This window comes from Luteococcus sp. (assembly GCF_043424415.1).
Lineage (GTDB): Bacteria > Actinomycetota > Actinomycetes > Propionibacteriales > Propionibacteriaceae > Luteococcus.
Window position 1 is genome coordinate 1 of record NZ_JBHWOO010000140.1, and the last position, 12066, is coordinate 12066.

Genomic DNA, 12066 nt, shown 5'->3' on the forward strand with positions numbered 1-12066 from the left:
CTCGATGACTCCATGGCTCGGGCTAGGTCTGGAAGTAGCGCTGCACCCAGCCCCCACCTCCTGGCACTGAGCCCCGGCCGAGTCTGGCCACTACCAACGACCCCACATCAGCCCAGCCAGCCAGGGCCGCACCACCTTCGCCGACAGCCCCAGTGCCTGGACCACCTAGGCGATCAGATCGCCGGGAGGACTGCGTGACCACTCCAGCACCCGCTCGACCTGGTTCAGCCGTGCGCAGCACAGGCGAGCCCGAGTGAAACGCACGCGCCGACCAATTCGGTCAATACCGGCAGGCACGCCTTGGTGTTAGAAAGATCACACAGATTTCCTTTGGGGAGGTGCCTTGTCTAAAAACTGCCTTGAATGCAGGTGCTTTTTGCACCGCTGGATTGCCGCGGGAACCTAAGCGAGCAGCCGAATGGGCTCAGTTTTGCCCCCCCATGTTTGATCTTGGCTGCGGCGCCTGCTGTCCTTGAGGGGTAACACGACAAACCCGCGCTCCGAGAGTTGCAGCTCTCAAAGGCGGGTTCGACGGGTTGCATACAAATTCGAGGGTCAGCAGTCACTCCTGCTTCCTCGGAGTCACGGCTATACCGGGGTCTCTCCAAGTCAACGGTAGCACCCGCAGAAGAAGACGCAAGGGCTTCTCGCTGCGGGTCAGTGCCTTTGCTGCGCACTGTGGGACTCCTGGTTGCGGGAGTGGGTGGTGTCCCATCCACCACACAAAGGAAATTCCCATGAGCAATTCGACGCTCACGCCCACCCGTCCATCCACTACCCCCGAGGGTCAGGGGAAGCCACCGAGAGCCGACCTCCTCGTCACCATCGGCCTCGTCTTGTCGCTAGTCGAGCAAGTCGACCGGCTTGGTGACCGGCCCGTCGGCCACGCTCTAATTCAGGGGGTGAGGGTCGCGGTGCCGTGGGTCTGGCACGGGCTGGTAATGCTGTGGCGCCTCATCTTCGGATGACCGGATAGGTGGTTCTTCCGCCTCCTACAAGAGCGTCCGGGACGACACTCGATGGGGTGTCGCCCCGGGCGCTCTGACTTTCCCAAGGATCAGGTCGCTGAACCGCCCTCAGTGTTTCAGCGGGTGTGTCTGGCCGCCGGCTGATCAATCAACGTGCCCGTCTGCACCGAGCAGTCTCGGCGCTCCTGGATCTGTAAACTGCGTTGACATCATCCTTGTTTGGACAGAAACGAGCTGTTCGTGCGCAGATACCGTGTCATCGCCACCCAGGACAGCGATGTCCTGAGCTTCCAGGCCGAGATCCAGGCCTGGATCCCCGCACGATCCGCATGGAACTGGGAGCCGATCCACACTTGGAGCACTCCCGTCCCTGACGAGCCAGCATCCGTGGTGGCTGCTATCGATCACACCTTGTCCGCGCACGGATGGGAGCTGACCAAGCGTCCCCGTTCCATCGACTTGCCGGCCACCCTCGATGTCATCCCGCGCGATCGTGTCGTCATCTTCGAGTCCTTGGCTGGACAGATCCGTCATCTCGAAGACGAACTCGAGCGCCATCAGAACGCGTTGAAGAACCTGGTGGCCGACGTCCCTCCCATCCACTCCCCCGGCTACCTCGGCACGTCACTGCTGTCCAAGATTGTCGGCCTGTCCCGGCCGCAGCTCTACAGCTACGCCAACCAGCTCCGCGAGTCCTTGACTGCTGCCTACGCCACCGCCAGCAAGCGCGACCAGCAGGAGATCCTCGCCCAGCTCAGCGAAGCCGAGGTCAAGAAAATCCCCGCGTCCCCCGATAGCCAGGACTGACCGACCACGCCCCAGGGCTGCGGTCGGCCCACCCCCAGATCTCCGACCAGGATGGTGGTCAGCTCAGCACGTCGAGGACCGGGGCGTTCACCATCAGGGCATACCGGATGGCATGGGCGGCGTCCTCGACCGGACCCACCGGAACCTCCGGCGCCGGCGCAACCAGGTCAGCCAGCACGATCCAGCCCGACTCCTGGGACCACAGCTCCACCCGCACCTCCCGTGGCGTGGATTGCGTCGAGCCCGCGCCAGCCACCTGGACGTGCAGTGACCTGCCGGGGATGGTCACGCGCACGAGCCGGGAGGTCCTGGACTGGACAGAGGTGCGGCAATGGATCACCCAGGCTCTCCCCTGAGGGGAATCCTGTTCCTGTGAAGGCATCTGGTAGCTCGTCAGGAGCCCACCACTCATGCCCTCAGGAAGCCACAGCCCCGCTCGGATGCTGTCGTACTCCATGGTCAATTCCCCTTCACTGGTGGACCTGAGGGGCGAGAGACGACCTCGTCCCCCGTTTGGCGGGCCTGAACGGTGCGATGACTCAACCCGCCTCCTGTGCAGGATCCAGCCCACCATCGACCAGCGTCAGCGTCGAGGCCTTGTGGGGCTGGACACTGCTCGTGGTCCAGCCGTCCTTGGTGGACAGAAGCGAGATGAACTGGTCACTGATCGAGACCACACGCCACACCGTCACTCCGCGGCCGCGACGCACCAGGTCACCCACGTGAATCTCCCTCCCAGACACGCTGTTCACTTCAGCTCCTGCAGCGCGTTCTTCACCTTGTCCTGAGCATCCTTCTGGGCCCGCTTCTTGCGCAGCGAAGGCTCGACCATGAGGCGGTACACCATCGCCATCAGGACCAGCGCAGCCGCGATGCCCAGGATCCGGGGCGCATCGAGCGATCCGTAGGACCCGACCGGGATGGTCCATGGACCAGACGGCACGAGCACCTCGTTGTCCAGCAGCCACTGGCGCCCGTTGGCGCTCCACCAGGTGCTCAGCTTGGTCACGACGCTGCCGCCCAGCAGGACGGCGAGCCCGGTGGTGACCCACTCGTCAGCACCCCATTCCTCCATCGGCTTCATCAGGAGTCCTCCTGGCCCTCGCCAGCGGCGATCTCAGCCCGTAGGGGCTGGACCAGGTCACGGTTGATCGTGCGAGCCAGGACCGTGGGCTCTTCGATCTGGTCCAGGCTCTGCTGGACGCTGGCGAGGTCGATGCCCTCGATCGGATAGTTCTGCAGCACCGCGACCAGGGCGGCGGCGCGCTCCCGGACGATGGTGGTGTTGGTGTCGTTGGGGGTGGCTTTCAGTGCGCGTGTGGCCTGGTCCAGCGCGTCGAGCCGGGGTTGGAGGGTTGTGGTGGGGCTGGGGTCGATGTCGACCATGACGCGCACCGGTGGGGTGATGGCGCTGCAGTGCTCGATGAGGTGGATTGCGCCGATCTGGGCGAGGTCGTGGAGGTAGTCGTCGGCGTCGTCGGTGCGCAGCATGACCACGTTGCCGGTGGGTGGCTGGGCTTGGCCGGGGCCGTAGAAGGAGCCGATGAGTACGAGGGGGATCTCGTGGGTCCACTCGGCCAGCTCGGTGTGGGTGAGGGGTCGGGTGTAGTCGGTGGAGCGCTGGAGCACGGCCACGACATCGTCGGGGGCGCCGCGAAGGATGGCCTGGGCGGCGTGGTTGATGGTGGCGTGGTAGGCGTGGCGGGATCGCTGGTCGATGCGGGTGAGTTCGAGCTGGCGGTCGTTGGTGGGGTCGGTGGCGTCGAGGTCGCGGGGGTCGTAGTGGTCGATGAGGGTGGCCAGGATGGCGTGGGCGTTGGTGGCGTAGATGGTGACCTGGCGGCTGTCGTGACGTAGGGCGTAGGTGAAGTGGTGGCCGGTGCTGGTCAGGGGTGCGACGAGGGCGCCGGCGTGGTCGTGGTCTTGGGTGGCGTCTGGCAGGACGTAGGTCTCGGGGTAGGTGGTCATGGTTCGGGCCTTCCGAATGAGGTTGGTTAGCATCCTATAATATTTGTCAAGCCTTTTTACTTTTAGCGGTTGTAGCTGCCCTGCCCCCAGAGCTGGGCGATCTGGATGCGGTCGTTGTCGTTGTCGAAGAGCTGGTCGATGAGGGTGCGGACGCCGGCGGTGTGGTCGGCGAACTCGTCGGGAGTACCGGTCATGGCGCGAGCTCCCCATCCTTCGCTGCGCGAGGTGCCCAGGGGGCGGGCTGTTCCGGGGGTGACCTCGTTGTGGCGTACCCAGTTGGTCATGGCGGCACAGAGTTTGACCTGGCCTTGGATGACTCCGGGCTGGTGGGAGGCGTCGGGGAAGCGGTACTCGAGGCGGGCGTGACCCGGCTCGCGGAAGGCGTCCTCGAGGTTGACCATGCTGTAGCCGTAGAGGATGTAGGCGTTGGTGGTGTCGCTCCATTGGCTCATGCCGGGATTTGGCATGCCGCCGGTGTAGTGCATGGCGCGGGCTGAGCCGCGGGTGCGGCCCATTCGGAACAGGTCGTCCTCGTGCATGCGCATCAGGTGGGCCAGCCGCCACGCATGTTCGGGTCGGAAGTTGTCGCTGGAGATGTTGGTGTGGCTGCCGGCGTTTCTGGTGGTGCCGCCGTTATCGCGGATGGTGGCGCAGGCACGTTCGAGTGCTCGCCAGTGGTCCTCGGTGTCGCTGAGGATCGGGCTGACGAGCTCTCCGGAGACAGACCCGTCGATCTCCAGGCTCCAGTCCACCCATCCGGAGCGCTGAGCGTGGTGGTAGCCGCGCATTCCACGGCTTGGGATGATGCCTGCGTCGGCCAAGGCGTTGGTCACCGAGGTCGAGTTTCCTCCGAACTCCAACTCGACACCGAATCGCACACCGGCTGCGTGACCGGTCAATGCGCCGTCGCGAGCATCGAAAGAGACCCCCTCGGAGGCACCCTGACGCGCCATGGTGCGGAAGACGTCGGGACGCTCGACCATGCTCAGGGTGGCTTCGGTGACCTGGACCCGAGCAGGTTCCTGTTCTGCTGCCGTCGCTTCGGCTGTGGTGACCTGGGCAATCTCATCCAGCACGGCGTTGCGGGAGCGGCTGCGCGCCAGCGGATTGGGCACCGTGCCGGTAGTGCGAAACTGCTGGCGCAGAAGCTCGCGGGCAGCATCAGCGTGCTCACAGTGGCCCGAATGGCAGGCATTGCAGGTCAAGGTGTCACTGAGACCGGCATCGTCGATGTCGAGGTTGGACACGGTGGTGTCCCGGGAGGCGTTGACGGCATCCAGGCCTCGCCGCACAGCGACGTCGCCATCGACTCGGACCTCCCCCAGGTCGACCGAGGTGGGGACCGCCAACATCCGAACATCGTCATTGGAGGTCAGGGCCGCGTGGAGCTGCTGGAGGTCCACGAAGGTGATCTGGGCGCCGCGCACACTCTGGACCGTCTGAGCCAGGCCCGCCCGGGTGACGTTGACACACTGGTGAGGGCGGCTCCCCACGAACCGGCCGCAGGTGTCACACCGGATCCGGTAGCCGGAGTCCGTGCTCGGCGCCGGATCGTGACACACCTCGCGCACCAGCGACGCAGGGACGTGACCCTGCCCCATCGTGTTGAGCAACCGCTGCTGGGAGTCAGGCGTCCCAACCCAGGCGGTGGTCGTCCCATCCGCGTGCCGAGCCTCGATGCGGTTGGACACATCCGAGATCCCCACCTCCACCACCGGATTGTCCCGCCCAGGATCCGAAGTCACCGGCATCCACTGATTGACCTCTCGCTGGGGCTCACGTCGCGGCTCAGCCTGCTCCAAGTGCCGCAACGCATACCGGGTCGCACCATCAGCAGGAATCAGCCCCAACGCGGCACGCTCGGCATCAGTGGCCCGTGCACCCCGCCCCCGCGGCGCCTCAGCCCGCAACCGGGTGTACTCGGCCATCACCTCCCGCTCACTCATCCCCCGCCGACCCGCAATCTGCTGCAACCGGGAGCGCAGTTGCCGTTGGGCTTCCTGCACGCCGCCGGCCAGCCGTTCCAAGGCGGTGAGCTGTTCGGGTGTCAGGCCGGTGTAGGCACGCTCCAGATCGGAATGGAGTCGTTCTCTCAACCCGTTGCGGCGTGCGGGGCGCCACATGGGGTTGGTCTCAATGTCCTGTTCGGCGCGGGCCACGATGCGGTCGAAGACTTCGCGGCGGTCCCAGTGGGGATGTGGCACGCCTGGGGCGTGTTGGACGCGGGGGTCGTGGCCCAGGGTGTGGAAGATTGATTGGACCTGGTTGTCGGTGAGCCAGCTCCCGGTGCGGACCTGGGCGATGACGACCGACCCGATGTTGAATTCGCGGCAAACCATGTGTGGGTTCTCCTGAGTCGTGGAGGGGTGTCGCTCAAGAGAAGGTGGCTGTCTGGGCCTGGAATTCTCACCGTTGGACAGATTCCAGCTGGTGCAGTGTCGGTGCCGTGCGGGTCACAGCAGCAACAGGGTCATCACGCAGCCTGCCCACAGCCCCGGTACCCACGGCACGAGGCGCCGTTGACCGCTCAGCGCCCGATCGGTCACCATCCACGCCAGCGTGAGGACGAGGCCGGCCGCGACGACCAGCGCCAGCCCAGCCCCACCCCACAATGCGCCCGAGACTGCTCCGACCAGCGGGGCGAATCGCACATCTCCGAACCCGAAGCCCGCTCCTGTCAGCGCCCACACCGCCCAGAACGCGGCCACGCACAGCAGCGAGCTGACCAGCGTCAGCGCCCCGGTGCTGGGCGACATCGCCCCCACAGCCACCACCGCGACCGCAAGCACCCACCAGGTGGCATGCGCCACCCGCTTCGGGATCCAGGTCGTGCCCGCGTCGAACCCGGCCTGCCACAACCCGAAGGTCACCATCACCGCCCACACCGGCCACAACACCGGCGATACCTTCTGCATCACCAGCCAGCTGGCGCTCCCGGCCAGTAGTGCGATCAGGATCGTGGGCAGGGGGTTGGTCAGCTGTCGGTAGGGGGTCTTGGGTTCATGCGGGGTGCGGCCGGTCACGGGCTGTGTGGGCGCCGGTTCTGGTTCTGGTAGCTGGCGGCACAGGATTTGCCATCCCCCGCCCGCGAGCAGGGTGACGGCCAGTGGGGCGAGGGTGTGCCAGGTCATGGCGTCGAGCATGGCGCATTCTCCCCGGGCGTGGGTGGGCGGACACACCCCCGGTCTCGTCCCTGCGGGCGCTCCAAGAGGGATGTGGCACACATTCAGTTGACGGCGACCCCCGCCATCTGACCCTCCTGAAAGGCCGACATGACCATCCAGCACCCCCTCACCAGTCTGGATCGCCAGTGCCGCGATCCCCGCTGCTCCGGAAAGCTCTTCTGGCAGGCAGGCCGCACCTACCGCTGCGACACCTGCCACCGCGACATCGATCTCTCCCGGCCGTTCCGGTGGACCTGCTGACCCATCAGGGTCCGAGGTCGTCCGTGATCACCACGTCTTACCGAACCGAGCTCCCGGGTTCACGAGTCCCGCGGCCGTGGGCGTTGGGCAGAAACTGCCCGCGGCCGTGGTGCCGGCTCGTTTTCCTCCGTCGTCCGAAGGGTGAACGACCGAGCACCGGCTCTTTCATGCCTGCTGATGGGCTAGGTGCTGCTGATGCTCCGTGAGATGGAGGGCCCGGGGTCGCGCTCCTGCCTAGGCTGTCTCCTACTTTGCCGAGGCCCTGATCTCTGGTGCGGCTGAGAGGGCATTGGGCAGGTCACGGATTCGATTGCTGCGCCACTGACCCACCTCACCAATCCCCCTGGCGGTCTTCAATCGACCAGCCCGTCCCTGTCGCCATAAGGCCACGGTCAGAAGGGCAGGTGAATGGGCATCGATCCTGGCGCGAACAGCGCGGGCAGGGGCAAGTTCAGCCAGGACAGTCGCTGGTTGGCGATCAGCACCAGCACCGCGCTCAACGCGGGAGCCACGAGCCGGGTTTCGACCATGCCTCCCACCTTGAACAGCGGGATGCTGAAGCGCTGCCGGGTGAAGATCCACACCACCGGCACCGGTAGCCCCTCGGTGGTGGGCAGATCACCCAAGGTGTGGACCCAGACCCCCATGGCCAAGATGCCCGCCAAGGGCAGCTGGAGGTCCAGGTCGTGTGAGACCAACCACCAGGACCCGAAGGACGACAACACCAGATTGGACAGATCCGAGAGGCTGCCTGGCTTAAGGAAGGTCCTCAGCGCCAACCCCAGCAGCAGCGCGACCAGGAGATAGCGCCCCCACAGCAGCTGCTGCGCCAGCGGCACCAGCACCCAGTACAAGACCGCCGGCGCCAACACCACATCGTGGGTGCCCCACCGGTGCCCACCCACCAAACGTCCAAGCGCTCCCGACGCCGTCTGGGTCAACGGCCCCCAAGTGCGCGCTGCACTGGACCCGGCCATGTCGAAGTCGGCCCACAACGCCGCAACCGTCCATGTCGCGACCCACGCCGCCTGATAGGCGAGCCCCTTATCTTCGGGCATCGTCGCCAGACCGGCGATCGCGCCCATCGTGGCGTGGTCATAGCCCAGCATGGGCGCCCACCACCAACCATCGATCGGGGCGCGGCGCGCCGGCCTCACTCATCTGCAGGGCCCCGGACCCAGACGCCGCTGCAGCACCCCGATCCCAGCCGGACAGAAACCTGCCCTGGACAGCGGATGCTGCCTGGCCCGGCCCCCGTGAGACACCCTCACCGAGAATGCGCCCCAGCCCCGAAGCCGTGGCAACCCCCACCAAGAAGGTGACGCCCACGGCACTGCCCCGACGCATGACCTGGCACAAATGACTGGCCGAGGGACACCCTCCACTCACGTAGCCATGCACCGGCCTCGTCCAGCCGTCCAGCAATGCCTCGGCGTCCTCGACGATCACCATGGGTCGGCGCACCCCCAGCGAGGTCTCCAGCACCTCATCGAGCCTCGTCCACGGCGCCGCGCCAGCAGCACCATCCCCGCTGGACAGAAAGGTCACACACACGCCAGCGTGCTGCAGCCTGGAGACCAGGGCTCGCAGCTCAACCCCACTCCCGGGACCCACCACCAGTACCGGCGCACCAGGCGCCGTGCCGTGACCCACCTGCCAGACCCACTCGTCCAGCCCCGCACCCGCAGCCCCTTGGGCCGATGCCACCACGATCACCGCGCTCACCCCTGGTCGACCTGGTGACGCGCAAACACCGGGCAGTCATCATTGGTGGCGATCAGACCGTCATCGCTCTCACCCAACCAGCCCACCCACACGGTGTCGCGACCCTCGGGCCGAACCTCGGTCACGGTGACCCACTCCCCCTCAGCCTCGCCATCGTCCATCAGCATCAGGTCACCGACCACCAGGCTCGAGGGGCACACCGTCACCTCGGGCCCGTAGCCGTCGGCATCGTCATCGCTGTCCACGATCAGCTCGGCCTCCACCATGACCGAGGCATCCGCAGTCCACGGGACCAACTCAGCGTTCAGTACCCGCGCCCACTCGCGGCCCGCCTTCGCACTCTTGTTCTCATTGAGCCACTCCGTGGTGGTCTCCTCGTCGGGGTACTCCCAGACCTGGCGCTCCCAGCTGGTGTGGGCGGGTCGCAGGGCTTCGAGGAGCTCGATGTGCTCGGGCTTCTTGGCCTTGCGGGGGTTGGGGGTGAAGAAGTACTGGATCTGCTCGGGGCGGCCGTCGGTTCCTGCGAAGGTTCCGCGGCCTTGGATCTTGGGGATCGCCACGCCGATGTGTTCGGAGTCGTACATCATTTTGGCGCCGTCGGGAGACAGTCCGCCGGTGGAGCCGCGGGCCGAGAAGTTGTCGCGCACCTCTCCGCCGACGGTGTCGGCGTCGGGGCGCTGGGTGCCCAGGACGATGTGGATGCGGGCGGCTGCGGCCATGCGTAGCAGGTCTCCGACCACGTCGAGGGCGGGGCACTGGGCTGGCATTCCGGTGACCTTGTGCTGGCGCCACCAGGAGGCCACGTTGGAGGTGAACTGCTTGTACTCGTCGATCAGGACCACGACGTGTTCGAAGTCGTCCTCGTCGGCGCCTTCCTCCTCGATCAGGCGGTAGCGCTCCATCATGAGGTCACGCAGGTACAGCAGCAGGGCCAGCTGGTCTTCCACTTTGGAGGCGACCATCTGCACGTTGGGCCATCCCCGCAGCGCGAGGAACTCGGTGCGCTTGGGGTCGATGGCGTAGACCCGGTGGCCCAGTCGGCAGCACTCGATGAGCGTGCCGGTGAGGCTGACGGTCTTGCCGGTGCGGGTGCGTCCGGCGAGCAGGAAGTGGGCGAACTGGCCGGCGAAGTCCCAGTAGACGACCACGCCGTCCTCGTTGATACCGATGGGGATCATCGTGTCGGTGTGTTCGCCAGGGTCCAGGGGGCGAATCACCATCTTCGGCAGTGGTCGGCGCCAATGGACAGAAACGGTGTCGGTGATCAGGTCGAAGGTCGATCGCCACCGGCCCGGGATCATCTGCGACAGCGCTTCAGAGACCTTGACCTGGACCCGGTCGTCGACGAGCTTGGGGCCGGCGCGGTGCTGGATGACGAAGTCGAGGACCTGATCGCCATCGGTCTTGAAGTCCTTGACGGTGCAGTCCTCCCCGAAGGTCTGCTTGGCCACGTCCACGATGCGTTCCTGCAGACGCTCCAGCGGGGTCTTCGCCTGGCCCTCGACTTCTTCCCCGTCGCTGCGCCACAGCACGATCCGGTTGGGTGGGGACTTGCGCAGCTTGCGCAGGGCTGAGGACATCCCGGAGGCTGTCTTGCCCAGCTTGTCTGGAAGCTTGCCGGCGAGGGCAGATGAGCCGCGGGAGGTCGTGAAGTTGACTGGCGCCCACGCCCCGTTGGCGGCCGTGGTGACCTGGCTCGCGATGGTGTCGCTGCGCTCACTGGGTGGATAGTCCAGGACGATCTGGCGGGGCTCACCGATCCAGCGGCCAGACCAGGTCACCAAGATACGGACAGGAAACCCGAGGTTGATCTGCATCGCGGTGTGCGCTTGGGCAGCACGCTGGTTGCGCTCCTCGTTGCGATAGCCGACCAGTGCCTGACCGCCTGCCACCGCCAGCACGAATCCGGCCCAGAACGCGTAGTCGTCCGATGCTCCCATCCACACCAGGCAGCCCAGCAGTGCAGTCAGGGCGAGACCGGCCACCAGCACCTGCCGCCAGGCAACGCTGGGCCGGGGAGCTACCGTCAGCTGCTCCACCGTGTAGGTCGGCTTCGCCACGCTTCGTTGCTTGAGGGCCGAAGCCCCTGATCGACTCATGCCGCTACCCGGCGCGTATCGGTGCGGATCTTGCGACGGCGCTTGGCTGTCCATTCCTCCATGTCCAGACCTGCAAGTGTGCCGTGACGCACCAGACCGGTGCCCGCGTAGGTGCGGCACAGCTGCAGTACCGGACAGGCGAGGCATTTCCTCTTGGCGTCGGGGTCGTTCTCGACCTCCCACCGCGCTGGTTCCTCCACGCAGGCCACTGCTTGTCCCATCCTGATCGCCGAGGCGATGGCGCGGGTGAGATCAGTCTGGGCTCGAGCCTGCTCCTCACTCATCGTGAAGGTGTTCATGCGGGGGCCTCCTCAGGGTTGTCCTTCACCTCTAAGAAGGTCGCCGCGACCGCACGGTTTTCTCACCCCACCAGCTGCGAGTTGTCCACTGCCCATGCCCCCGAATGCTTGACCAGCTTCACGATGTGCGTCTGTACTGCGGTGGAACTCCACCCCTTGTCGTCCTGCCCCTCGATCCTCACCCGATAGGCGCGGTAGACCACAGCAGCCGTGTCCGCAGGGGCGGCAGCAACCGCAGCCGGTTCCACCCCCACCACAGTGGCCGCGTCGTAGTCGACCAGCTGCTGCCACATCTCGTCACCGCCGGTCGATGTCGCGCTGCGCAGCGCCTTTGCGTAGGCGGGAGTCGCGAATCGGGATGCGCGCGCCGGCGCCGCCCACGGTGAGGGATCAACAGCCGCATCCTGGGTGGCATAGACCTGGACGAACGCCGCACCGACAGCCGTGGGGTTGGACAGATCTGGGGCACTCCACACCCGGGCCCCTCGCGGCAGACCCGACGACGAGGGGACCGGGGTGGACAGATCCCCCGCCGGGGTGATGCTTGGCCTCGCCGTCACCCACGACGGCATCGGGGTTGGCGGTGCAGGACTCGCCGTGGGCGGTCCGTCGAAGTCGCTGTTGACGCCCGGAGTACCGGAGGCCACCGGATTCGGCGACGGCTGACCCGGGAACGGTTCCTCCTGCGCGGACTGTGACCCGATCGGCGACGACGACGTCGACAACGTGGTCGACTGGACAGAAGTGGAGTCGGCCGGGTGATCGGAGCGGTGTG

At 66.3% G+C, this 12066-nt stretch carries 13 protein-coding genes; 3 read left to right on the forward strand and 10 right to left on the reverse strand.

The annotated features are described in order from the left end of the window. Nucleotides 1–1208 precede the first annotated feature (1208 nt). A complete protein-coding gene (locus ACHFFZ_RS08545; protein WP_394276219.1) occupies nucleotides 1209–1775 on the forward strand; it encodes a hypothetical protein in 567 nt (188 codons plus the stop codon). A 58-nt stretch (nucleotides 1776–1833) separates the two neighbouring features. On the opposite strand, the gene ACHFFZ_RS08550 is transcribed toward ACHFFZ_RS08545, so the two are convergent. From ACHFFZ_RS08550 to ACHFFZ_RS08575, 6 genes are all read right to left on the reverse strand, one after another. Beyond that, nucleotides 1834–2064, reverse strand: coding sequence for a hypothetical protein (locus ACHFFZ_RS08550; protein ID WP_394276220.1), 231 nt, complete (start codon nucleotides 2062–2064; stop codon nucleotides 1834–1836). A gap of 250 nt (nucleotides 2065–2314) precedes the next feature. Then, the gene (locus tag ACHFFZ_RS08555) at nucleotides 2315–2497 is read right to left on the reverse strand and encodes a hypothetical protein (RefSeq protein WP_394276221.1); all 183 of its coding nucleotides are present in this window, start codon (nucleotides 2495–2497) and stop codon (nucleotides 2315–2317) included. 26 nt (nucleotides 2498–2523) lie between these two features. Then, nucleotides 2524–2859, reverse strand: coding sequence for a hypothetical protein (locus ACHFFZ_RS08560; RefSeq protein WP_394276222.1), 336 nt, complete (start codon nucleotides 2857–2859; stop codon nucleotides 2524–2526). Next, nucleotides 2859–3743: a hypothetical protein gene (locus ACHFFZ_RS08565; protein WP_394276223.1), complete on the reverse strand. Its 885-nt coding sequence runs from the start codon at nucleotides 3741–3743 to the stop codon at nucleotides 2859–2861. The genes ACHFFZ_RS08560 and ACHFFZ_RS08565 overlap by 1 nt, the downstream gene beginning before the upstream one ends. Nucleotides 3744–3805: 62 nt before the next feature. After that, nucleotides 3806–6082, reverse strand: coding sequence for an amidoligase family protein (locus ACHFFZ_RS08570; RefSeq protein ID WP_394276224.1), 2277 nt, complete (start codon nucleotides 6080–6082; stop codon nucleotides 3806–3808). 114 nt (nucleotides 6083–6196) lie between these two features. Beyond that, nucleotides 6197–6766 (reverse strand): hypothetical protein, encoded by a 570-nt coding sequence (locus ACHFFZ_RS08575; RefSeq protein WP_394276225.1) that lies wholly within the window; start codon nucleotides 6764–6766, stop codon nucleotides 6197–6199. Nucleotides 6767–7015: 249 nt separating this feature from the next. Here ACHFFZ_RS08575 and ACHFFZ_RS08580 point away from each other — a divergent pair, with 249 nt between their 5' ends. After that, nucleotides 7016–7168: a hypothetical protein gene (locus ACHFFZ_RS08580; RefSeq protein WP_394276226.1), complete on the forward strand. Its 153-nt coding sequence runs from the start codon at nucleotides 7016–7018 to the stop codon at nucleotides 7166–7168. Between the two features lie 392 nt (nucleotides 7169–7560). Here ACHFFZ_RS08580 and ACHFFZ_RS08585 read toward each other — a convergent pair whose 3' ends face one another. From ACHFFZ_RS08585 to ACHFFZ_RS08600, 4 genes are all read right to left on the reverse strand, one after another. Beyond that, nucleotides 7561–8277: a metal-dependent hydrolase gene (locus tag ACHFFZ_RS08585; RefSeq protein ID WP_394276227.1), complete on the reverse strand. Its 717-nt coding sequence runs from the start codon at nucleotides 8275–8277 to the stop codon at nucleotides 7561–7563. 612 nt (nucleotides 8278–8889) lie between these two features. After that, a complete protein-coding gene (locus ACHFFZ_RS08590; RefSeq protein ID WP_394276228.1) occupies nucleotides 8890–10953 on the reverse strand; it encodes an FtsK/SpoIIIE domain-containing protein in 2064 nt (687 codons plus the stop codon). Nucleotides 10954–10988: 35 nt separating this feature from the next. After that, the gene (locus tag ACHFFZ_RS08595; RefSeq protein ID WP_394276229.1) at nucleotides 10989–11291 is read right to left on the reverse strand and encodes a transcriptional regulator; all 303 of its coding nucleotides are present in this window, start codon (nucleotides 11289–11291) and stop codon (nucleotides 10989–10991) included. 62 nt (nucleotides 11292–11353) lie between these two features. After that, nucleotides 11354–11767: a hypothetical protein gene (locus ACHFFZ_RS08600; RefSeq protein ID WP_394276230.1), complete on the reverse strand. Its 414-nt coding sequence runs from the start codon at nucleotides 11765–11767 to the stop codon at nucleotides 11354–11356. Between the two features lie 40 nt (nucleotides 11768–11807). Here ACHFFZ_RS08600 and ACHFFZ_RS08605 point away from each other — a divergent pair, with 40 nt between their 5' ends. Further along, a complete protein-coding gene (locus ACHFFZ_RS08605) occupies nucleotides 11808–11957 on the forward strand; it encodes a hypothetical protein (protein WP_394276231.1) in 150 nt (49 codons plus the stop codon). Nucleotides 11958–12066: the final 109 nt, after the last annotated feature.